Source organism: Blastococcus sp. SYSU DS0510 (assembly GCF_054050835.1).
Map to the genome: position 1 here is coordinate 1 of NZ_JBJHAC010000025.1, position 21,945 is coordinate 21,945.

At 73.9% G+C, this 21,945-nt stretch carries 19 protein-coding genes; 7 read left to right on the forward strand and 12 right to left on the reverse strand.

Features of this window, described 5'->3' with window-relative positions:
• Nucleotides 1–132: 132 nt before the first annotated feature.
• Nucleotides 133–1,107: an ABC transporter substrate-binding protein gene (locus tag ACI79P_RS17990; protein ID WP_456582430.1), complete on the reverse strand. Its 975-nt coding sequence runs from the start codon at nt 1,105–1,107 to the stop codon at nt 133–135.
• 212 nt (nt 1,108–1,319) lie between these two features.
• Here ACI79P_RS17990 and ACI79P_RS17995 point away from each other — a divergent pair, with 212 nt between their 5' ends.
• Both ACI79P_RS17995 and ACI79P_RS18000 read left to right on the forward strand, forming a co-directional pair.
• The gene (locus ACI79P_RS17995; protein ID WP_456582431.1) at nt 1,320–2,123 is read left to right on the forward strand and encodes an IclR family transcriptional regulator domain-containing protein; all 804 of its coding nucleotides are present in this window, start codon (nt 1,320–1,322) and stop codon (nt 2,121–2,123) included.
• Complete coding sequence (locus tag ACI79P_RS18000; protein WP_456582432.1) at nt 2,120–3,322, forward strand: MFS transporter; 1,203 nt, start codon at nt 2,120–2,122, stop codon at nt 3,320–3,322. The genes ACI79P_RS17995 and ACI79P_RS18000 overlap by 4 nt, the downstream gene beginning before the upstream one ends.
• A gap of 89 nt (nt 3,323–3,411) precedes the next feature.
• Here the strand turns inward: ACI79P_RS18000 and ACI79P_RS18005 are convergent, their stop codons facing one another.
• The 5 genes from ACI79P_RS18005 to ACI79P_RS18025 all read right to left on the reverse strand — a co-directional run bounded on the left by ACI79P_RS18005 (nt 3,412) and on the right by ACI79P_RS18025 (nt 9,130).
• Nucleotides 3,412–4,515, reverse strand: a complete 1,104-nt coding sequence (locus ACI79P_RS18005; RefSeq protein WP_456582433.1) for an ABC transporter ATP-binding protein — start codon at nt 4,513–4,515, stop codon at nt 3,412–3,414.
• Nucleotides 4,512–5,528 carry an ABC transporter ATP-binding protein gene (locus ACI79P_RS18010; RefSeq protein ID WP_456582434.1) on the reverse strand — a complete coding sequence of 339 codons (1,017 nt, stop codon included), beginning with the start codon at nt 5,526–5,528 and terminating at the stop codon, nt 4,512–4,514. The genes ACI79P_RS18005 and ACI79P_RS18010 overlap by 4 nt, the downstream gene beginning before the upstream one ends.
• A complete protein-coding gene (locus ACI79P_RS18015) occupies nt 5,525–6,568 on the reverse strand; it encodes an ABC transporter permease (RefSeq protein WP_456582435.1) in 1,044 nt (347 codons plus the stop codon). The genes ACI79P_RS18010 and ACI79P_RS18015 overlap by 4 nt, the downstream gene beginning before the upstream one ends.
• Before the next feature lie 94 nt (nt 6,569–6,662).
• Nucleotides 6,663–7,604 carry an ABC transporter permease gene (locus ACI79P_RS18020; protein WP_456582491.1) on the reverse strand — a complete coding sequence of 314 codons (942 nt, stop codon included), beginning with the start codon at nt 7,602–7,604 and terminating at the stop codon, nt 6,663–6,665.
• Nucleotides 7,601–9,130 carry an ABC transporter substrate-binding protein gene (locus tag ACI79P_RS18025; RefSeq protein WP_456582436.1) on the reverse strand — a complete coding sequence of 510 codons (1,530 nt, stop codon included), beginning with the start codon at nt 9,128–9,130 and terminating at the stop codon, nt 7,601–7,603. The genes ACI79P_RS18020 and ACI79P_RS18025 overlap by 4 nt, the downstream gene beginning before the upstream one ends.
• Before the next feature lie 174 nt (nt 9,131–9,304).
• On the opposite strand from ACI79P_RS18025, the gene ACI79P_RS18030 reads away from it, so the two are divergent.
• The 3 genes from ACI79P_RS18030 to ACI79P_RS18040 are packed head-to-tail and all read left to right on the forward strand — an operon-like array spanning nt 9,305 to nt 12,584.
• The gene (locus ACI79P_RS18030) at nt 9,305–10,492 is read left to right on the forward strand and encodes a hydroxymethylglutaryl-CoA reductase (RefSeq protein WP_456582437.1); all 1,188 of its coding nucleotides are present in this window, start codon (nt 9,305–9,307) and stop codon (nt 10,490–10,492) included.
• A gap of 32 nt (nt 10,493–10,524) precedes the next feature.
• Nucleotides 10,525–11,547 carry a dipeptide epimerase gene (locus tag ACI79P_RS18035; protein ID WP_456582438.1) on the forward strand — a complete coding sequence of 341 codons (1,023 nt, stop codon included), beginning with the start codon at nt 10,525–10,527 and terminating at the stop codon, nt 11,545–11,547.
• On the forward strand, nt 11,544–12,584 hold the full coding sequence (locus ACI79P_RS18040; RefSeq protein WP_456582439.1) for a DUF1611 domain-containing protein: 1,041 nt from the start codon (nt 11,544–11,546) through the stop codon (nt 12,582–12,584). The genes ACI79P_RS18035 and ACI79P_RS18040 overlap by 4 nt, the downstream gene beginning before the upstream one ends.
• 3 nt (nt 12,585–12,587) lie before the next feature.
• Here the strand turns inward: ACI79P_RS18040 and ACI79P_RS18045 are convergent, their stop codons facing one another.
• The 6 genes from ACI79P_RS18045 to ACI79P_RS18070 all read right to left on the reverse strand — a co-directional run bounded on the left by ACI79P_RS18045 (nt 12,588) and on the right by ACI79P_RS18070 (nt 18,959).
• Nucleotides 12,588–12,746, reverse strand: coding sequence for a hypothetical protein (locus ACI79P_RS18045; protein ID WP_456582440.1), 159 nt, complete (start codon nt 12,744–12,746; stop codon nt 12,588–12,590).
• Between the two features lie 20 nt (nt 12,747–12,766).
• On the reverse strand, nt 12,767–13,840 hold the full coding sequence (locus ACI79P_RS18050; RefSeq protein ID WP_456582441.1) for a class E sortase: 1,074 nt from the start codon (nt 13,838–13,840) through the stop codon (nt 12,767–12,769).
• Nucleotides 13,841–14,037: 197 nt separating this feature from the next.
• Nucleotides 14,038–15,252 carry an acyl-CoA dehydrogenase family protein gene (locus tag ACI79P_RS18055; protein ID WP_456582442.1) on the reverse strand — a complete coding sequence of 405 codons (1,215 nt, stop codon included), beginning with the start codon at nt 15,250–15,252 and terminating at the stop codon, nt 14,038–14,040.
• Between the two features lie 108 nt (nt 15,253–15,360).
• Nucleotides 15,361–16,230 (reverse strand): MaoC family dehydratase, encoded by an 870-nt coding sequence (locus tag ACI79P_RS18060; protein ID WP_456582443.1) that lies wholly within the window; start codon nt 16,228–16,230, stop codon nt 15,361–15,363.
• The gene (locus ACI79P_RS18065; protein ID WP_456582444.1) at nt 16,230–17,585 is read right to left on the reverse strand and encodes a 3-oxoacyl-ACP reductase; all 1,356 of its coding nucleotides are present in this window, start codon (nt 17,583–17,585) and stop codon (nt 16,230–16,232) included. The genes ACI79P_RS18060 and ACI79P_RS18065 overlap by 1 nt, the downstream gene beginning before the upstream one ends.
• Nucleotides 17,586–17,663: 78 nt before the next feature.
• Nucleotides 17,664–18,959 (reverse strand): acetyl-CoA C-acetyltransferase, encoded by a 1,296-nt coding sequence (locus tag ACI79P_RS18070; RefSeq protein WP_456582445.1) that lies wholly within the window; start codon nt 18,957–18,959, stop codon nt 17,664–17,666.
• A 61-nt stretch (nt 18,960–19,020) separates the two neighbouring features.
• Between ACI79P_RS18070 and ACI79P_RS18075 the strand changes: the two genes are divergently transcribed.
• Both ACI79P_RS18075 and ACI79P_RS18080 read left to right on the forward strand, forming a co-directional pair.
• Complete coding sequence (locus ACI79P_RS18075) at nt 19,021–19,782, forward strand: TetR family transcriptional regulator (protein WP_456582446.1); 762 nt, start codon at nt 19,021–19,023, stop codon at nt 19,780–19,782.
• Complete coding sequence (locus ACI79P_RS18080) at nt 19,779–21,830, forward strand: acyl-CoA dehydrogenase family protein (RefSeq protein WP_456582447.1); 2,052 nt, start codon at nt 19,779–19,781, stop codon at nt 21,828–21,830. Before ACI79P_RS18075 ends, ACI79P_RS18080 begins: the two co-directional genes overlap by 4 nt.
• Nucleotides 21,831–21,945: the final 115 nt, after the last annotated feature.

Consider the following 21,945-nt stretch of genomic DNA (forward strand, 5'->3'; position numbering starts at 1 on the left):
CGCGGGCGCGGGCCCCCCCCCCCCCCCCCCCCCCCCCCCCGGCGCCGCGCGCGGCGCCCCCCCCCCGGGGGGGGCCCCCCCCCCCCCCCCCCGCGGCGGGGTCCGCCGCCGTGCGGGTGGCGGTGGAACCGGTCACGGCAGCAGGGCGTCCAGGTCCGGAGCCTCGTCGAGCAGCCCGTCCTCGACCGCCAGGTCGGAGAGGGTCTGCACCGAGTCGCGGTTGATCTCGGCCGGCCAGGCCGGCAGCGTCATGGCCTCGGCGATGGCCGGGTCGATCTCGGTGTACTCGTCCAGGACCTCGCGGACGGCGTCCGGGTTCGCCTGCGCGTACTCCAGCGACTGCGCCATCGCGTCGCTGAAGCACTCGACGGCCTCGGGGTTCTCCTGGGCGTACTGCTCGCTGGTGAAGTACGCGGCCACGGTGAGGTCGTCGGCGGTGTCGACGAAGTTCGAGGTCACGACCGTGGCGCCGGCGTCGGTGGCGACGGCGAGGAACGGCTCGACCACCCAGGCGGCGTCGACGTTGCCCTGCTCCAGGGCGGCGGGCATCTCCGGGAACGGCAGCTCGACGAACTGGACGCTGTCGGGGTCGCCGCCGGCGGCGCGCACCGACTCGCGGACCGTCGTCGTCCCGATGTTGTTCAGCGTGTTGACCGCCACGGTGGCGCCGGCGAGGTCGGCGGCGCCGGCGATGCCGCTGTCGGGGGTGGTGACGACGGCGCCGAAGTCCGCGCCCTGCTCACCGGTGGAGGCGACGCCGTTGGCGACGACCTGCAGCGGCAGCCCCTCGCTGGCGGCGAGCAGCAGCGAGGTGACGTTGCTGAAGCCGAACTGCGACTGCCCGCTCACCACGGCGGGGACGATGGCGGCACCGCCCTGGCCGGTCTCGAGGGTGAGGTCGAGCCCGCACTCCTCGAAGAAGCCCTGCTGGTCACCGAGGTAGATCGGCGCCACGTCCACGATGGGGATGACCCCGACCGACACCTGCTCGAGCTCTCCACCGCCACCGCCGCCGGCCGCGCCGGCGTCGGGCTCCTCGTCGGATCCGCCGCAGGCGGTGACGAGCAGCAGGGGGGCGGCGACGAGCGCTGCCACGGTGCGGCGCATGAGTTCTCCTCGGATCGACGGCGACTCCAGGCACGTGTTCGCTGTGCGAACATCTGTGTGCCATGTGAACGTGCACGACGCTTGCACGTGAGGGCAGTCACGTCAATCCGTCGTGATCCGACCGTCATGTCGTGCGCATTCCGCACAGGCGTTCATCATGCGCACCGTATGGTGATCGCGCTCACCACCCGACGGAGCGAAGGAGCGCCGCCGTGACCCCTGTGCCCGACGAGCGGCCGGCGCCCGTCCGGGACGGCACCTACGTGCAGTCCCTCGACCGCGGCCTGGCCGTGATCCGCGCCTTCGACGCCGAGCACCCCCGCCTGCAGCTCAGCGAGGTCGCCCGCGCCACCGGGCTGACCCGCGCGGCCGCCCGGCGCTTCCTGCTGACCCTCGTCCAGCTCGGCTACGTCCGCGCCGAGGGGCGGGAGTTCTCCCTCCGCCCCCGCGTGCTGGAGCTCGGCTACTCCTACCTCTCGGGGCTCACCCTCCCCGAGGTCGCGCAGCCGCACCTGGAGTCGCTGGTGCAGCGGGTGGAGGAGTCCTCGTCGCTGTCGGTGCTCGACGGCGACGACGTCGTGTACGTGGCGCGGGTGCACACCAAGCGGATCATGACCGTGATGATCACCGTCGGCACCCGGTTCCCGGCGTACGCGACGTCGATGGGGCGGGTGCTGCTCGCCGGGCTCCCCGACGAGGAGCTGACCGCCTACCTCGACCGCGCCCGGCTGGAGCCGCTCACCGGGCGCACCGTCACCGACCCCGGGGTGCTGCGGTGGGTGCTCGGCGACGTGCGCGAGCGCGGCTACGCGATGGTCGACCAGGAGCTCGAGGAGGGCCTGCGCTCGGCCGCCGCGCCCGTGCGCGACCGGTCCGGCGCCGTCGTCGCCGCGGTCAACCTGTCGGTCAGCGCCAGCCGCACCTCGGTGACGCAGCTGGAGCAGGACTACGTGCCGCCGCTGCTGGAGACCGCCGCCCAGATCGAGCACGATCTCGGCCGCAGCGCCCGCTCGTGACCGCCCCCGCCACCCGACGGCGCTCCGCCTGGCGGCTCGCGCTCCCGGCCGCCGCCCTCGTGCTGGTCGCGCTGTGCCTGCGCGCGCCGTTCGCCGCCGTCGGCCCGCTGCTGGCCGAGCTCGGCGACGAGTTCACCCTCTCCACCGGGGCGCTCGCCGTCGTCACCGCGCTCCCGCTGGTCTGCTTCGGGCTGGTCTCGCCGTTCGCGCCGGCCCTGGCCGCCCGGTTCGGGGTGCACCGGGCCGTGCTCCTCGGCGTCGTCGCGCTGGCGGCCGGGATCGGCCTCCGGCTGGCCGGCGTCCCGGGACTCTTCCTGGGCACGGTGCTGCTCACCGGCGGCATCGCCGTCGCCAACGTGCTGCTGCCCGCCGCGGCCCGCGCGGAGTACGGCAACCGCAGCGCCCTGGTGCTCGGGATGATCGTGGCCGCCATGGCGGCCTCGGCCAGCATCGGGGCGGGGCTGGCGCAGCCGCTGGCCGGGCTCGCGGGCAGCGCCGGCACCGGCCTGCTGCTGTGGGCCGTGCCGGTGCTCGCGGCGCTGCTCGGCATGGCCGCCCTCACCCGCGCGCGGCGGGCCGTCCCGCCTCCTCCACCCGCCCCGGCCGGCGCCCGCACCGCCGTCCTTCGCGACCGCGTGGCGCTGGCGGTGACCCTCTTCTTCGGTCTCCAGTCGCTGTCGTTCTACGCGATGCTCACCTGGCTGGCCGAGGTGCTGGAGTCCGACTCCGGCGTCTCCCCGGTGGCCGCGGGCGGCCTGGTCGCGCTCGCCGCCGCCCTCGGCCTGCCCGCGTCCCTCGTCGTCCCGCCGCTGGCCGCGCGCCGCCCGGGCCAGGGCGCGTGGGTGCTGGCCGGCACGATCCCGGTGATCGCCGGGATCGTCGGCCTGCTCGCGGCGCCCGCGTCCGCCCCGCTGCTGTGGGCGGTGCTCTACGGCGTCGGCACCGGCATCGCCTTCCCGCTGGCGATGACGCTGATCCTCCAGCGCACCCGCGACGTCGGCCAGACCGGGCGACTCTCGGCGGCGGCGCAGAGCGTGGGCTACCTGGTGGCGGCCACCGGGCCGCTGACCGTCGGCCTGCTGCACGAGGCGACCGGCGAGTGGGCGCCCGGGCTGTGGATGCTGCTCGCCGTGGTGGTCGCCCAGCTCGCCGTCGGGCTGGCCGCCGCCCGCCCGCGCCTGGTCGGCGAGACCGTCTGACGCCCCTCCCCGGTTGATCATCGTCATCTGGCGCCCACCGCCGGCGTGTCTCCCAGCCACACGACGATGATCAACAGCGATCCAGAGCGTCAGGGGTCGGCGGTGACGCCCTCGGGCGTCTCGGTGACCGGCGTCCCGGCGACGCCGTGCAGGTGGCACGCGGCCAGCTGGCCGGGCGCGCCCGCCGGCTGCAGCGCCGGGTCGACGTCGTCGCACGGCTCGAAGACGTACGGGCAGCGGGTGCGGAACCGGCAGCCCGAGGGGACGTCGGACGGCGAGGGGACGTCGCCGCGCAGCACGACCCGCTTCCGCGCCCGCTCCTGCGCCGGGTGCGGCACGGGCACCGCCGACAGCAGCGCCTGCGTGTAGGGCATCTGCGGCTCGGAACCCACCGCCGCCGCGGGGCCGATCTCGACGATCCGCCCCAGGTACATGACGGCGATCCGGTCGGAGATGTGCCGGACGGCGGAGAGGTCGTGCGAGATGAACAGCAGGGTGAGCCCCAGCTGCCGCTGCAGCCGGCGCAGGAGGTTGAGCACCTGGGCCTGCACGCTCACGTCGAGCGAGGCGATCGCCTCGTCGCACACCAGGAAGTCGGGCTCCCCGGCGAGGGCCCGGGCGATGCCGACGCGCTGCCGCTGACCGCCGGAGAACTCGTGCGGGTAGCGCCCCGCGACGACCGGGTCGAGCCCGACCAGCTCCAGCAGCTCGCCCACCCGCTCGGCCCGCTCCCGCTTGCCCGACCGCAGCCCGTGCACCTCCAGCGGCTCGCTGACCGTCTGGGCGACGGTGCGCCGCGGGTCGAGCGAGGCGAACGGGTCCTGGAAGACCATCCCGGCCCGCCGGCGCATCTCCTTGAGCCCGCGGCGGTCCAGCGAGGTCACGTCGGTGCCGTCGAAGGTCACGCTGCCCCCGGTCGGCGGCACCAGCCGCAGCAGGGCGTTGCCCAGCGTGGACTTCCCGCAGCCGGACTCCCCCACCAGGCCCAGCGCCTCCCCGCGCAGGATGTCGAGGTCCACCCCGTCGACGGCGCGCAGCACCCGGGCGGGCGTGCCGCGGCCCTGCCCGCGCACCGGGAAGTGCACCTCCAGCCCACGGGCGGAGACCAGGACGTCGCCCCCGGGCGCCGTCCGATCCTCCGCCACCGGCGCCCCCTGCGAGGCGTGCGCCCCCGCCGGCCCCCGCTCGCTCATCGCGGTTCCTCCCCCTCGGCGCACCAGGTCGCCGCCCGGTGCGGCAGCGCCCCACCGGAGGGGCCGACCACGGCCAGCGGCGGCTGCTCGGTCTCGCAGCGCAGATCGGCCCGCACGGGGCAGCGCGGCCAGAACACGCAGCCCGGCGGCAGGTCGGTGGGCGGCGGCGGCAGCCCGGGGACGGCGGTCAGCTCGGGCACCTCGCCGTCGGGCCCCACCGGGGCGGCGAGGTCGGGCAGCGAGCCGAGCAGGCCGCGGGTGTAGGGGTGCGCCGGCCGCTCCAGGACGTCGTCGACCGTGCCGTCCTCGACGCACCGGCCGCCGTACATGACCAGCACGCGGTCGGCGATGCCGGCGACCACGCCGAGGTCGTGGGTGATCCAGATGACGCCGGTGCCGTGGTCGGCCTGCAGCTCCTCGACCAGGTCGATGATCTGCGCCTGCACCGTCACGTCCAGCGCCGTCGTGGCCTCGTCGGCGATGAGCAGCGAGGGCGAGTTGCTCAGCGCGATCGCGATGACGACCCGCTGGCGCATCCCGCCGGAGAGCTCGTGCGGGTAGCGGTCCAGCGCCCGGTCCGGATCCGGCAGCCCCACCTCGCGCAGCAGCTCCGTCGCCCGGTCCCGCGCGGCCTGCTTGGAGACCTCGCCGTGCGCACGGATGCCCTCGACCAGCTGCCGCCCGATGGTGAGCACCGGGTTGAGCGACGTCATCGGGTCCTGGAACACCATGCCCGCCCCCGGGCCGCGCACCTGGCGCAGCCGCTCGGGCGACATGGTCAGCAGGTCCTCGCCCTGCAGCACGGCGCGGCCGGTCACCGTCGCCACCCGCGCGGGGAGCAGGCCGAGCAGCGCCAGCACCGAGACGCTCTTGCCGCTGCCGGACTCCCCCACGACCGCGACGGTCTCCCCCGGGCCCACGGTGTAGCTCAGCCCGTTGACGACATCGGCCGGCCCGCGCGGGGTGCGCAGCCGCACCCGCAGGTCCTCGACCTCCAGCACCGGCGCGGTCACCGCCCACCCCCGCCGGTGTCGGCGGCGGCGGCCGCACCGGCCGCCCGTGAGCCCCCGGCCATCTGGGTGCGCTGGCGCGGGTCAAGGACGTCGCGGAGCCCGTCGCCGAGCAGGTTGAAGCAGAGCACGGTCAGGAAGATCGCCATCCCCGGGAAGAAGGCCAGCCACCAGGCCAGCTCGATGTAGCCGCGCCCCTCGGCGAGCATCAGCCCCCACGAGGGGTTGGGCGGTTGCGTGCCCAGGCCGAGGAACGACAGCGCGGCCTCGGCCAGCACCGCGAACGCCAGGCTGATCGAGGTCTGCACGATGATCGGCGGCGCGGCGTTGGGCAGGATGTGGCGGGTCAGGATCCGCCAGTCCGACGCCCCCACCGACCGGGACGCCCGCACGTAGACCTCCTCGCGCACGCCGAGCACGCTGGCGCGGGTGACCCGGGCGAAGATCGGCGTGTAGACGATCCCGATCGCCAGCGCGGTGTTGCCCGACCCGGGCCCGCGGACGGCGAGGACGGCGATCGCCAGCAGCACCGCGGGGAAGGCGAAGAGCATGTCCATGACCCGCATGAGGACGTCGTCGACCCACTTGCCGTAGTAGCCGGCGAACAGGCCGATCAGGGTGCCGACGACGAGGGCGAACCCGACGGCGAGGAAACCCACGCGCAGCGACACCGAGGCGCCCAGGATGACCCGGCTCAGGATGTCGCGGCCGAGGTCGTCGGTGCCGAACGGGTGCTCCCAGCTCGGCGACTGGAGCCGGTCGGCCACCGAGATGTCGTTGGCGCCCTCCGGCGCGAAGGTGTCGTCGAAGACCGCCACCACCACGATGAAGAGCAGGACGACCGAGGCGATCGCCGCCGTCGGGTTGTGGGCCAGCAGGCTCAGGGTCTCGCGCCACCGCGGCCGGGCCGGGCGCAGGGTGGGCGGCTCGGGGGAGGTGTCCCGCTGCGGGGACCCGCCGGGGGGCTCCTCCGGCGTCTCGGGCGGGCGCTCGCCACCCCTGCCCTGGTAGGGCGGGGGTCCGGGGGTCGGCTGGATGCTCATGGCAGCAGGAATCGGCTGGGGGTCGGCAGCAGGACTCGGCTGGGGGTCGCCAGCAGGACTCGGCTGGGGGTCGCCAGCAGGACTCGGCTGGGGATCATCGGCGGATCCGGGGGTCGATGGCGGTGTAGAGCAGGTCCACCACCAGGTTGATCACCAGGAAGACCAGCGCGAAGAGCAGGATCGCGCCTTGCAGCACCGGGTAGTCGCGGGCCTGGACCGCCTGCAGCGCCAGCTGCCCCAGCCCCGGCCACGAGAAGACGATCTCCACGACCACCACCCCCGACAGCAGGTAGGCCAGCTGCACGCCGGTCACCGTGACCAGCGGCAGCAGCGCGTTGCGGAGCACGTGCCAGGTGAACACCTGCCGCGTCGGCAGCCCCTTGGCCTGCGCGGTGCGCACGTGGTCGGCGCCGAGCGCCTCGAGCATGCTGGACCGCACGAACCGGGTGATCACCGAGCCCGACACCACGCCGGTCACCAGCGCCGGCATGAGCAGCCGCTGGAGCCACCCGCCCGGGTCCTCGCTCAGCGGGACGTAGCCGCCCGACGGGAGCCAGCCCAGCGTCCCGGCGAAGATCAGGATCAGCACGATGCCCATCCAGAAGTCCGGCACCGAGATGCCGAACTGGCTGATCACGGTGGCCGCGCGGTCGACGAGCGAGCGCGGGCGCAGCGCCGAGATCGTGCCCAGCGGGACGGCGATGAGCAGCGCCACCAGGATGGAGGCGAGCGCCAGCGTCAGCGTCGCCGGCAGCCGCTCGGCGATCTGGGAGGTCACCGTCTCGCCGCTGCGGAAGCTCACCCCCAGGTCGCCGGTGAGCGCCCGGCCGAACCAGCTGAAGAACTGCTCGAACAGCGGCTGGTCCAGCCCCGACCGCTCGCGCAGGGCGTCGTAGCTCTCCTGGGAGAACCGGGTGCCCAGCGCGAGCCGCACCGGATCGCCTGGTACCAGGTGCACCAGGCCGAACACGATGACGCTCACTCCGGCGAGGACGACCGCGGACTGGCCGATCCGCCGGAGGACGTAGCCGGTCAGGGCAGCTCCACGCCTTCGAAGTTGATGGCCTTGTCGGCCCGGATCTCGTACCCGGAGAGCCCCGGCGCCCAGGCCTGGACGACGTCGGGGTTGTAGAGGTACAGGTAGGAGACGTCGTCCACGATCAGCTTCGCGGCCTGGTCGTAGAGCTCCTTGCGGGCGTTCTCGTCGGTCTCCGTGGATGCCTGGGTGAGCAGCTGGTCGACCTGCGGGTTGCTGTAGCCCTGGTAGTTGCTGGAGCCGTCGGTGATGTGCTGGGCGTGGTAGAAGTCGAACGGGTCGATGTTGCCCAGCCAGCCGAGCATGAAGGCGTCGAAGTCACCCTGCGCCTGCCGGTCCAGCCAGGTGGCGAAGTCCACGGTCTGGACGTCCACCTCGATCCCGATCGGCTCGAGCTGGCTGGCGATGACCTGCGCGGCGGTGACGGTCTCCGGGAACTCGTCGGTGACCATCAGGCCCATGGTGATCGGGGTCTGCACCCCGGCCTGCTCCAGCAGCGCCGTCGCCTCTTCCACGTTCGGCTCGAAGGGCGCGTAGTCGTAGTAGTAGAAGCTGTCCTCGGGGATGGCGGTCTGGTTGGGCTGCGCCGCCCCGAACCGGGCCGCCTCGGTCACCGCGCCGCGGTCGATGGCGGTGGCGATCGCCTGGCGCACCAGCGGGTTGCCGAAGGGCTCCCGGTCGTAGTTCATGCTCATGTACCAGTAGTCCACGCTGGGCGTGGTCGCGAGCTCGACGGCGTCGTCACCTTCGAGGGACTCGATCTGCTGCGGCGGGATGTTGTCGGTCCACTGCACCTCGCCGTTCTGCAGCGCGGTCAGCGCCGCCGCCGGCTCGGTGATGTAGGTGAACTCGACGCCGCCGATGCTGGGCGCGCCGCCCCAGTAGTCCTCGTACGCGGCGAGCTCGGTGCTGCTGGCGTCGGAGCTCTCCAGCGTGAACGGGCCGGTGCCGACCGCCTCGGTCGTGAGGTCGTACTCCTCGGCCGCGCCCTCCGGCAGGATCGCCATGCCCTTGAAGGCGCCGATCAGGGCGGGCAGGTTCGGCGTCGGCTGGCTGACGGTGATCTCGACGGTCTGCGGGTCGACGGCCTCGACGCTCTCGACCGTGGCGAACCGGTAGGCGTTGTTGAGCTCCTCGTCGATGATCCGGTTGTAGGAGTAGACGACGTCCGCGGCGTCGAACTCGCTGCCGTCGTGGAAGGTGACGCCCTCCCGCAGGTTGAACGTCCAGGTCAGCCCGTCCTCGCTGACCTCCCAGTCGGTGGCGAGGCTCGGCTCCATCGTCAGGTCCTGCGCGTTCGGGACGACGAGGGTGTCGTAGACGTTCTCGAGCACCTGGAAGCTCGGGTAGGCGCTGGTCACGTGCGGGTCGAACTGATCGGGCTGGGCGCTCACCGCGGCCACGAGCACGTCGCCGCCGCCCCCGCCGCCGCCGGCACCGGTGTCGACGCTCTCGCCGCCACCGCTGCACGCACTGAGGGCGAGCGCACCGACGGCGCCCAGGGAGATCAATCGAGTGGTGCGCACGGGAACCTCCGCGGTCGGGGCAGGTCGTCCACCCCGACCTTGCTCCCGTACCCGCAGGTTGGCGACTCGGGGGAAAGGGATCGTTGCCGGTTCGAGACCCGCCGGTGGACGCGCGGGGGCAAGTGAGCCACCTCACAATCGAGGCGTCACACCGTCGTCCCGTCGAGGTGCCCCATGACCGACGCCCGCCCTCCGCACCGCGCCCGCATCCCCCGCGACCGGGAGCACGACTACACCGACGAGATGGCGCACAAGCGGCAGGCCTTCGTCGCCGAGCAGACCGGCGCCGGGCTCGACCACGTCGGCCGCTACTCCATCGACCCCGCCGTGCTGCCCGGCAACGTCGAGAACTTCACCGGGGTCGCCCAGGTGCCCCTCGGCCTGGCCGGGCCGCTGACGCTGCGGGGCGAGCACGCCCGGGGCGACTTCTTCGTGCCGATGGCCACGACGGAGGGCACGCTGGTGGCCAGCTACAACCGCGGGATGCGGCTGATCGCCGAGTGCGGCGGCGCGCGGACCACCGTCGTGGACGACCACATGCAGCGCGCGCCCGCCTTCGTGCTCGAGGACGCCCTGGCGGCGCGGGAGTTCGGCCGCTGGGTGGACGAGCACGTCGACGGCATCCGGGCGGCGGCCGAGGCCACGACCCGCTCGGGGAAGCTCACCTACATCGGCCAGCACCAGATCGGCCCGCTGCGGTACCTGCGGGTCAACTACACGACCGGCGACGCCGCCGGCCAGAACATGACCGGCAAGGCGACGCTGGCCGCCTGCGAGTGGATCCGCGAGAACCACCCCGACCATCCGCGCTACGTCCTCTCCGGCGCGATCGACACCGACAAGAAGCACTCGCAGATCAACATGCTGATGACGCGGGGCAAGCGCGTCGTCGCCGAGGTGACGATCCCCGACGAGGTGCTGCGGCGGCTCACCGGCGTCGGCACCCGGCAGTTGTTCGAGTACCGGCAGATCGGCATGGCCGGCGCCTTCATGTCCGGGGCGGCCTACAACGGCGCGCACGCCGCCAACGGGCTGACCGCCATGTTCATCGCCACCGGGCAGGACGCCGCCAACGTCGCCGAGTCGCACTCCGGCGTCACCTACACCCAGCTGCTGGAGAACGGCGACTACTACTGGTCGACCACGCTGACCTCGCTCATCGTCGCCACGTACGGCGGGGGCACGGGGCTGCCCACCCAGCGCGAGTGCCTGGAGGTGCTCGGCTGCTACGGCAAGGACAAGGTGCAGAAGTTCGCCGAGATCTGCGCCGGGGTGGTGCTGGCCGGCGACATCTCGCTCACCTCCGCGATCCTGGCCGGTGACTGGGTCACCAGCCACGACGCGCTCGGACGCAACCGGTAGCCGCAGGCCGCCCCGGCCACGAGACTGCCCGGGTGGAGCTCACCTGCCGCCCCCTGACGCTGCACCTGCGCGACACCTTCACGATCGCCCGCTCCTCGGTGGACACCGAGGAGGTGCTCGTCGTCCGGGTCGACGAGGGGGGCGTCCGCGGGTACGGCGAGGGCGCGCCGGTCGCCTACTGGGGGGAGTCGGTGGCCGCGATGGACGACGCCGTCGCCGCGGACGGGCCCGCGCTCCTGGGCGGGGACCTCCGCGACGTCGAGGGCATCGCCCGCCGGCTGCGGGCCTGGGACGGCCCGCAGGGCGCGAAGATGGCTCTCGACGGCGCGGTGCACGACTGGGTGGGCCGTCGCTACGGGCAGCCGGTCTGGCGGCTGCTGGGGCTGGACGGGGTCCTCCCGCCCACCAGCTTCACGATCGGCATCGCGTCGGTGGAGGAGACGGTCGCCCGTGTGCGGCGTGCCCCGGGGTTCGCCGTCTACAAGGTGAAGGTGGGCGGGCCGGGCGACCTGGAACGGCTGGCGGCGATCCGCTCGGTCACCGACGCCCGGCTGCGGATCGACGGCAACGAGGGCTGGACGTTCGACCAGGCCCGCGAGCTGCTGCCGCGGCTGCGCGAGCTGGGCGTCGAGATGGTCGAGCAGCCCTTCCCCGCCGGCGACCTGGACTCCTTCGCCCGCTACCGGGAGCTCCCCGACCGGCTGCCGGTGTTCGTCGACGAGGGCTGCAAAGACCTCGCCTCGGTGCCCGCCGTCGCCGGCTACGCGGACGGCATCGTGGTGAAGCTGGCCAAGTGCGGGGGCATCCGCGAGGCGCAGCGGATGCTGGCGGCGGCCGCGGCGCTGGACCTCCGGGTGATGCTCGGCTGCATGATCGAGTCGCAGCTCGGCATCGCCCAGGCGGCGCAGCTCGGCCCGCTGGCCGACCTGGTGGACCTCGACGCCCACCTGCTCGTCTCGGACGAGCCCTTCACGGGTCTGGGGCTCGAGGCCGGGCGGGTCGTGCTGCCCGACGCACCCGGCCTCGGGCTCGAGCCGGCCGGGGAGGTGGCGTGAACGGGGAGCGGCTGGCCGTCCTGACCGGCGGGCAGCTGTCGGAGTCCTACGCCAAGACAGCGCACGGGGTGCTCCGCTACGGCACCCGCGAGGTGGTCTGCGTGATCGACCCCGCGCACGCCGGGCGGCGGGCGGTCGACGTGGTCCCCTTCTGCGCCTCCCCCGCCCCCGTGGTCGCCGACGTCGCGGCCGCCCGGGAGCTCGGCGCGACGACGGTGCTGCTCGGGGTCGCACCGCTCGGCGGCCGGCTGACGGCCGCCTGGCGGGAGACGCTGCTGACCGCCCTCCGGCTCGGCCTGCACGTCGAAGCCGGGCTGCACACCGACCTGGGCGCCGATCCGGAGCTGGCGGCCGCCGCCCGGGCGGCCGGGGTCTCGATCCGCGACCTGCGCGCGGTCCCCGACGACCTCGGCGTCCCGCTCACCGGGCCGGTCGGCGCCCGGGTGGTGCACACCGTCGGCTCGGACTGCGCGATCGGGAAGATGAGCGTCGTCCTGGAGCTGGACCGGGCCGCGCGGGACCGGGGGCTGCGCTCGGTCTTCGTGGCCACCGGGCAGACCGGCGTCGCGATCTCCGGCTGGGGCATGGCCGTCGACCACGTGATCTCCGACTTCACCGCCGGCGCCGCCGACCGGCTGGTGCGGGAGGGCGCCGAACGGGGTGACCTGCTGTGGCTGGAGGGGCAGGGCTCGATCTACCACCCGGCCTACTCGGGCGTGACCCTCGGCCTGCTGCACGGGTCGTCGGCGGACGCGCTGGTGCTGTGCCACCGGGCGGGGCGCACCGCGATCGCCGACTACCCGGGCACGGCGCTCCCCCCGCTCGCCGAGATCGTGCGCGGCTACGAGCAGGCCGCCGGCTGGGTGCGCCCGGCGCGGGTCGCCGCCGTCGCCGTGAACACCGCCGGGCTCGACGACGTCGCCGCGCGGCGTGCCGTGGACGCCGCCGCGGGAGAGACCGGGCTGGTCACCGACGACGTCGTCCGCTGGGGCCCCGACCGGGTGCTCGACGCCGTGCTGGCCGTGCTGGACCGGTAGCGATCAGCCGTCGACGGTGACGTCGTTCCAGGGGAGCTGCGGCTCCACCCACGGGAAGACGACGAAGAGCAGCAGGGCGCAGACGGCGAGCGCGAGGACGAGCGACTGCGCCGCCCTCAGGCCCGTGCCGCCGGGCAGTTGCCGCCAGATCCAGCCGTACATGCGGTCCTCCGGTGTCCGGATCAGCCCTCGCGCAGCACGGGCGGGCCGTCGGGCATCTCCGACTTGGGGATGCCCGCGCCGTCGAGCCGCGCGTGGATGATCAGCCGCTCCCGCGCGGAGAAGCGCGGGTGGCAGGTGGTGAGCGTGAGGTAGGCGCCGGTCGGGCCGACCGCCGGGTCGGCGGTCGGCGTCGGGGCGATCACCGACACGTCGGAGGGGGAGACCACGTGCCGGCCCGGGATGCCGGTCGGGTCGGCCTCGAGATCGCCGGTCGCCGGGTCGCCCAGGACGCGGTAGACGAACCAGGTGTCCACGGTCTCGACGACGATCGGATCGCCGGGGGCGAGCGCGTCGAGCTCGAGGAAGGGCGAGCCCTTGCCCACCCGGTGGCCGGCGAGCGCGACGTTGCCGGGCTGCCCCGGCATCGCGGTGCCGACGTAGTGGCCGGGCCCCTGCGAGAGCTCGCCCTCGGTGGTGCCCTCCAGGACCACGCGGGCGTAGTCCTCGCCCAGCCGCGGGATGCGCAGCACCCCGAAGGCGTCCCCGATCTCGACCTGGACGAGGCCCGCCTCGGCGGGGGCGTTCCGCCACTCCTCCTGCAGCTCGGCGCTCAGCTGGTCCTGGCGCCGCTCGGTGAGCAGGTCGGTGACGTAGACCTCGTAGACGACGAAGAGCAGCAGCACCAGGCCGGCGGTGACCATCAGCTCGCCGATCCCGCGGGACACCACCTGCCACCGCGGCTCTCGGCGCCGCGGCGGGGCGGCCTGCTCCTCGCCGTCCTCGTCCTGCCAGGAGGTGCCGTGCCAGGACCGGCCGTCCGAGGAGGGGTCGTCCCAGGTGCCGTCGTCCGCGGTGAGCTCGTCCCAGTGCTCGTCCCACGGCCCGTCGTCCCACGGGCGCTCGGCCGGGCGCGCCCCGGCCACGGTGCCGACCGGGCCGCCGTCGGGTGCGGGGATGGCATCGTGCCGCGGGCCGGCCACCGGAGGCACCGGCGGGCGGGCGGTCAGCGGCAGGACGTCCGGGTCGGCGCCGGCGTCCCACCGCAGCGCCGGACGGGTGTCGTCCTCGCGCCGTCCCCGGTCCGGGTCCGCCATACCGTGCCCCCGGTCGTTCGGCTGCGGCGCCCGCCAGAGGCGCGTCGGGCCGATGTTAAGTGACGGAACCGCTGCTCAGCGTGATGCGACGCGCCGGGCACGGGCGACGTCACCACCCCCGGACGACGGTCGCGCTCTGCCCCGCCCACGTGGGCAGAGCGCGACACCAGCGTCACAGCTGCCCGGTCGGCTGCCCGTCAGCGGAGCTGCACGCCGGAGATGGCGCGGGCGATGACCAGGCGCTGGATCTCCGAGGTGCCCTCGAAGATCGTGTAGATCTTGGCGTCGCGCGCCATCCGCTCGACGGGGTACTCGCGGGTGTACCCGTTGCCGCCGAGGATCTGCATGGCCTTCTCCGTCACGCGCACGGCCGTCTCCCCTGCCACCAGCTTCGACATCGAGCCCTCGGCGGCAGTGAACTGCTGGCCGTTGCGGGCCATCCACGCCGCGCGCCACACCAGCAGGCGGGCCGCGTCGATCGAGGTCTTCATGTCAGCGAGCATGAAGGCGATCGCCTGGTTCTCGATGATCGGCCGGCCGAACTGCACCCGCTGCTTGGCGTAGTCCAGCGCGTAGTCGTAGGCGGCCCGCGCCACCCCGACCGCCTGGGCGCCGACCGCGGGGCGGGTGCGCTCGAATGTCGCCATCGAGGGCTGGGTGCGCCCGCTCCGCACGCCCTCGCGCGCGCGTGCCAGCCGCTCCTCGAGCCTCTCCCGCCCGCCGAGCAGGCAGTCGCCGGGGATCCGGCAGCCGTCCAGCACCACCTCGGCGGTGTGCGAGGCGCGGATGCCGTGCTTGAGGAACTTCTGGCCCTGGCTGATGCCCTTCGTGCCCGGCGGGACGACGAAGCTCGCGTGCCCGCGCGCCTTCAGCTCCGGGTCGACGACGGCGGTGACCACGTGGATGTCGGCGATCCCGCCGTTGGTGGCCCAGGTCTTGGTGCCGGTGAGCACCCACTCGTCGGTCGCCTCGTCGTAGACGGCCCGGGTGCGCATGGCGCCGACGTCGGAGCCGGCGTCGGGCTCCGACGAGCAGAACGCGGCGACCTTCGGCTCGCTCTCGGTCCCGAACATCGCGGGGATCCACTGCCCGACCTGCTCGTCGGTGCCGTTGGCCCGCACGGAGGCGGCGGCGAGCGTCGTCCCCACGATGGCCAGCCCGATCCCGGCGTCGCCCCAGAAGAGCTCCTCCATGGTGAGCGGGATGCCGAGACCGGACTCGTCGAACCACTGGGTGGCGAAGAAGTCCAGCGAGTACAGGCCGATCTTCGCGGCCTCCTGCAGGACCTCCCACGGGAAGTCCTCCCGCTCGTCGTACTCGTGCGCGGCCGGGCGGACGACGTCCGCGGCGAACTCGTGGACCCACTTCTGCAGCTCGAGCTGGTCCTCGGTGAGGTCGAACGACACGGCCATGCGGAGCTCCTCGATTCGGTCCGTCGCGTTGATCATCGGCATCCGGCTGCGCCCAGCGGCGTGTCGGCCGACCAGACGCCGATGATCAACGACGGGGGTGACCTCAGGTCACAGGGGGCGGATGGTGGCGACGAGGTGCTCGGTCCCGCTCGCCGCGTTGCGGACGGCGGCGTCCCAGCCACCCTCGGCCTGCTCCGTGGCAAGCGTGACCGTGGAGGGCAGGAACAGCGGCTTGCGGAAGGCGACGTCGACCGTCAACGCCTCGGGCAGCCGGTTCTCCAGCGCCGCCAGCACGCGGGCCTTGACCCACATGCCGTGCGCGATCGCCCGCTTGAAGCCGAACGCCTTGGCGGACAGCCCCGAGAGGTGGATCGGGTTCACGTCCCCGGAGACCTTGGCGTAGCGGCGACCGGCATCGTCGGGGACCCGCCAGGTGGCGACCGCCCGCTCCAGGCTGCCCACCGTCACCGTCACATCGGATTCCGGCGCGCCGTCGGGTGCGGCCGCCCCGCGCGCCAGGTAGGTCGACCGGGAACGCCACACCTCGGCGCCGCCGGCGCGCACCGACGCGCAGAGGTCGACGGTCGCCCCGCTCCGGTGCCGCGCGAACCGCTCCGCCCACACCTCGAGGTCGAGCGCCTCGGTGGTGGCGATCGGGCGCAGCAGGTCGATGCGGTTGCGCACGTGCACCAGCCCGGGCAGGGCGAGCGGGAACGCGCGGTCGCTCATCAGCGCCAGCTGCAGCGGGAAGGTCAGCACGTGCGGGTAGGTCGCCGGCAGCGTGTCGGCGAGCGGGAAGCCGCAGACCCGCGCGTACGCGGCGAGGTCGGTCGGGTCCACGGTCACGCCGGTGCGCGCGAAACGGGTGTCGGGGAGCTCCCCGCCCCGGCCGCGCGCGGTGAGCGCCGCCTGGGCGAAGAGCGCCGCCATGTTCGGCGGCCCGTCCAGGACGGTTCGTGCAGCGGAGGACTCGGCCATCAGGCCCCCAGCAGCGACTGGCCGCAGACCCGCACGGTCTGGCCGTTGACCCCGGCGCTGGCCGGCTGCGCCAGCCAGGCGATCGTCTCGGCGACGTCGACCGGCAGCCCGCCCTGCTGCAGCGAGTTGATCCGCGACCCGATCTCCCGGGTGCCGAAGGGCATCTTCGCCGTCATCTCGGTGACGATGAAGCCCGGCGCGACGGCGTTGATCGTGGCGCCCCGGCCGGCGAACTCCGGCGCCCAGGCCCGCACCATGCCGATGACGCCGGCCTTGCTCGCCGCGTAGTTGGTCTGGCCGCGGTTGCCGGCGATGCCCGACTGCGAGGAGACGCAGACGACGCGGGCGTCCGGCCTCAGCACGCCGTCGGCGTCCAGCAGCGCCTGCGTGAGGTCCAGCTGCGCCTGCAGGTTGACCGCCATGACGGTGTCCCAGCGGGCGGCGTCCATGTTCACCAGCAGCTTGTCGCGGGTGATGCCGGCGTTGTGGACCACGATGTCCACGCCCCCGTGCCGCTCCCGCAGGTGCTCGACGAGCCGCTGCGGGGCGTCCGAGGCGGTGATGTCGAGCTGCAGCGACGTCCCCCCGATCTCGTTGGCAACCCGGGCCAGGGCGTCCCCGGCGGCGGGGACGTCGACGGCGACCACGTGGGCGCCGTCGCGAGCCATGACCTTCGCGATGGCGGCGCCGATGCCGCGCGCCGCACCGGTGACGACGGCGACCTTGCCGGCCAGCGGCCGCTCCTCGTCCGGGTTCACCGGGACGTCCGCCGCCGAGAGGGTGACCAGCTGGCCGTCGACGTAGGCGGAACGGCCGGAGAGGAAGAAGCGGAGCGGCGCGGCGAGCGAGCCCTCGGCGCCGTCGGGCACGACGAGCGCATTCGCCGTCGAGCCGTTCAGCAGCTCCTTGCCGATGGAGCGGACCAGTCCGTCCACGGCCTGGCGCGCCGCCGCCTGCGCCGGGGTGGCGGCATCCGCGGGCGGGTCGGCGAGGACCAGCACCCGCCCGGAGGCCCGCAGCCGCTTGATCGCCGGCGCCAGGACGTCGCGCGCGCTGGCCAGGTCGCCCGGCGAGGCCAGCCCCGTGGCGTCGAGGACCACCGCGCCGAGCTTCTCGCCGTCGGCCGCCCCGTCGGCGGTCACCGGCGACCGCACGGTCACGCCGGCGTCCCGGAGGACGGCGGTCACGGTCTCGACCAGCCGGCCCGCGCCGGCCGAGCCGACCACCACCGGGCCCGGGAGCAGGGGCTCCCCGGGCTCGTAGCGGCGGAGCTCGACCGGGCGCGGCAGGCCGAGTTGCTTGGTGAGGGTGGTGCCGAAGCCGGAGTTGGCGAAGTTCGTGTACCAGTCAGCCACTGAGAGCTCTCTTCTTCCGGAGGTGTGTGGGTGGGGTGCGGCCGGAGGCCGTCCGGTTCCCCACCGGAGGTGTGTGGGTCAGGACTCGAGGATCGCGACGACGCCCTGACCGCCGGCGGCGCAGATGGAGATCAGGCCGCGCTTGCCCGGGCCCGCCTCGTGCAGCATCTTCGCCAGGCTCGCCACGATCCGGCCGCCGGTCGCGGCGAACGGGTGCCCGGCGGCCAACGAGGAGCCGTTGACGTTCAGCTTCGCCCGGTCGATCGGACCCAGCGGCGCGTCGAGGCCCAGCTTGTCCTTGCAGAACGCGGGGTCCTCCCAGGCCTTCATCGTCGCGAGCACGGTGGACGCGAACGCCTCGTGGATCTCGTAGAAGTCGAAGTCCTGCAGGGTCAGGCCGTTGCGGGCCAGCATCACCGGCACGGCGTAGACCGGGGCCATGAGCAGGCCCTCGCCGCCGTGCACGTAGTCGACGGCGGCGGTCTGCGCGTCGACCAGGTGGGCCAGCACCGGCAGCCCCTTGGCCCGCGCCCACTCGTCGGAGGCCAGCAGCACGGCCGAGGCCCCGTCGGTGAGCGGCGTCGAGTTGCCCGCGGTCATCGTGGCGCGCTCGCCCTTGCCGAAGACCGGCGTCAGCTTCGCCAGCTTCTCGACACTCGAGTCGGGGCGCAGGTTGTTGTCGCGGGCGAGGCCGAGGAACGGCGTCACCAGGTCGTCGAAGAAGCCGCGCTCGTAGGCGGCAGCCATGCTCCGGTGGGAACGGGCGGCGAGCTCGTCCTGCTCCTCGCGCCCGATCTCCCACTCCTCCGCGGTGATCGCGGCGTGGTCGCCCATGGCCAGGCCGGTGCGCGGCTCGGCGTTGCGCGGGATCTCGGGCGCCAGCATGCCCGGGCGGATCCGTGCGAGGGCCTTCAGCCGGTCCTGCACCGTCTTCGCGCTGTTGAGCGAGATGAGCACGCGGCGGAGGTCCTCCCCCACGGCCAGCGGCGCGTCGGAGGTGGTGTCCACCCCGCCGGCGATCCCGGACTCGATCTGGCCCAGCGCGATCTTGTTGGCGACGAGGATCGCGGCCTCCAGCCCGGTGCCGCAGGCCTGCTGGACGTCGTAGGCCGGCGTGGTGGGCGACAGCTTCGAGCCGAGCACCGCCTCGCGGGTGAGGTTGAAGTCTCGCGCGTGCTTGAGGACGGCGCCGGCGACGACCTCGCCCACCGACTCACCCTGCAACCCGAAGCGGGCGACGAGCCCGTCGAGGGTCGCGGTGAGCATGTCCTGGTTGGACGCCTGGGCGTAGGCGGTGTTGGACCGGGCGAACGGGATCCGGTTGCCGCCGACGATCGCCGCCCGGCGGGTGGCGGGCTTCGCGTTCTCAGCCATGGGGACCTCCGTGGTGGGGGATGGGTGGCCGGTACCGACAGTACCCGGTACCGTCGGTGCCGTGAAACTCGAGGCGATGGACCCGTCGTCGCAGCCGGACGCCCCGGCAGGCCGCCGGCGTCGGGCCGGCGGGGACACCCAGGGGCGCGCCGAGCACCGGGCGGGGGCGGCCGCCGCCCGTGCGGCTGCTCCCCGCGACCGGCGCGACTCCCGGTGGGACGAGCACCGCCGGGCCCGCCGGGCCGCGCTGGTCGACGCGGCGGTCGTCGCGGTCGGCCGGCACGGCGCCGGCGTGGGCATGGACGAGATCGCGGCCGTGGCCGGCACCAGCAAGACCGTCGTCTACCGGCACTTCGCCGACCGCAGCGACCTGCACGTCGCCGTCTGCACCCGGGTCGCCGAGCAGCTGGTGCCGACGCTGCGCGCCGCGATGGGCAGCTCCGACCAGCCGCGCGACATGCTCGGCGCCGCCGTCGAGGCCTACCTGGCGTTCCTCGAGGCCGATCCGGAGCTGTACCGCTTCGTCGTCCACGGCCCGACTGGCCCGGCCGACGCCGACGACCCGATCACCGGCCTCTCCGACCTCGTCGGTGACCAGGCGGCCGCGATCCTGGCCCCGGCGCTCGAACGGGCCGGCCGCGACCCGGTCGCCGCCGCGCCCTGGGGCCACGCCGTCGTCGGCCTGGTCCGCGCCGCCGCCGACTGGTGGCTGCGCGCCGGCCGCCCCATGCCGCGTCGCGACCTGGCCGCCCACCTCACCGAACTCGCCTGGGCCGGACTCTCCGGCGTCGTGACCCCCGACCCCCGCAAGGAGGACCTGTGACGAGCACCCTGCCCCCCACGGTCGACCCGGCCCGCCTCCAGGAGGCGCTCGACGGCCGCTGGGCGCACGTGCGCCGCGACGCCCGCGAGAACCTGCACGACCCGGAGATGCTCCCGGTCTACGGCGAGTCGATGGCCGAGGCGCGGGAGCGGGTGACCCGCATGGCGGCGAAGCTCGCGGAGTCCGGCCGGGTTACCCTCGGCTTCCCCAAGGAGTTCGGCGGCGAGGCCGACGCCGGCGGCTCGGTCGTCTCCATCGAGATGCTGGCCTTCGTCGACCTCTCGCTCATGGTCAAGGCCGGCGTCCAGTGGGGCCTGTTCGGCGGGGCGGTGCAGCTGCTCGGCACGCGCCGGCACCACGAGACCTACCTGCGCGACATCATGAGCTTCGACCTGCCCGGCTGCTTCGCGATGACCGAGACCGGGCACGGCTCCGACGTCCAGCAGCTGCGGACCACGTGCACCTACGACCCGGAGACGCAGACGTTCGACCTGCACACCCCGCACGAGGCGGCGCGCAAGGACTACATCGGCAACGCGGCGAGGGACGGCCGGATGGCGGTGGTCTTCGCGCAACTGGTCAGCCAGGGGAGGAACCACGGGGTGCACGCCTGGCTGGTGCCGATCCGGGACGAGGACGGCAACCCGATGCCCGGCGTCACCATCGGCGACGACGGCCCCAAGGCCGGGCTGCTCGGTGTCGACAACGGCCGGCTCACCTTCGACCACGTGGCCGTGCCGCGGGACATGCTGCTCGACCGCTACGGCCAGGTCGCCGCGGACGGCACCTACACCTCGAGCATCGAGAACGAGACCCGGCGCTTCTTCACCATGCTCGGCACCCTCGTGCGGGGCCGGGTCAGCGTCGGCGGCTCGGCGGCGTCGGCCACCAAGCTGGCGCTCGACATCGCCGTCCGCTACGGCAACAGCCGTCGCCAGTTCGCCGCTCCCGGCGAGGAGCGCGAGATCGTCATCAACGACTACCTCGTGCACCAGCGCAAGCTGCTGCCGGCGCTGGCGAGGACCTACGCGCTGCACTTCGCCCAGAGCGAGCTGGTCAGCACCATGCACGACCTCCAGACGGCGGTGCACGAGCACGGCCAGGAGGTCGATGAGCACGCGCAGCGGGAGCTCGAGTCCCGCGCCGCCGGCCTCAAGGTGGCCCAGACCTGGCACGCCACCCGCACCATCCAGATGTGCCGTGAGGCGTGCGGCGGCGCGGGCTACCTGCAGGAGAACCGGCTCCCCCACCTCAAGGCGGACACCGACGTCTTCACCACCTTCGAGGGCGACAACACCGTCCTGCTGCAGCTGGTGGCGAAGGGCCTGCTCACCGGCTACCGCGACACCTTCGGCTCGCTCGACGGCTGGGGCCGGATCGGCTTCGTCGCGGACATGGTCCGCGAGACCGTGCTGGAGCGGACGGCGGCGCGGGCGCTGATCCAGCGGCTCGTCGACGCCGTCCCCGGCCGGGACGACGAGGTGCCGATGCTCGACCGCGGCTGGCAGCTCAAGATGTTCGAGTTCCGCGAGAAGCACGCGCTCGAGGGCGCGATCCGCCGCCTGCGGAGGAACTCGACGATCGAGGGCATGGCCCCGTTCGACATGTTCAACGACGTCCAGGACCACGTCCTGAAGACGGCGCAGACGCACATCGACCGGATCGTCCTCGAGGCGTTCGTCGACGCCGTCGACCGCACCACCGACCCCGCCGCGAAGGCGCTGCTCGACACCGTCTGCGACCTGTACGCCCTCTCCACCATCGAGGAGGACAAGGCCTGGTTCCTCGAGCACGGGCAGCTCACCCCGTCGCGCGGCAAGACGCTGACCGCGACGGTGAACGCCCTGCTCAAGGCCCTGCGGCCGCACATCACCACGCTGGTCGACGCCTTCGCTATCCCCGACGGCTGGAAGGCCGCCGCGATCCTGGAGGAGGAGCCGGGCCGGCAGGAGGCGATGGCCGCCCGCGACGCCGAGCTGCGGGCGCAGACCGGCGCGAGCGCCCCCGAGGGCACCGCGACCGCCGTCGAGGTCCCGCCGGGCCAGTAAGAGGACCCCCGTGCCCCCCGGCCCTGCACGGGGGCCGTTCCAGGACGTCACCCGGAGGGGCCGTTCCAGGACGTCACCCGGAGGGGCCGTTGCAGGGCCTCACCGGCTTGCGGCA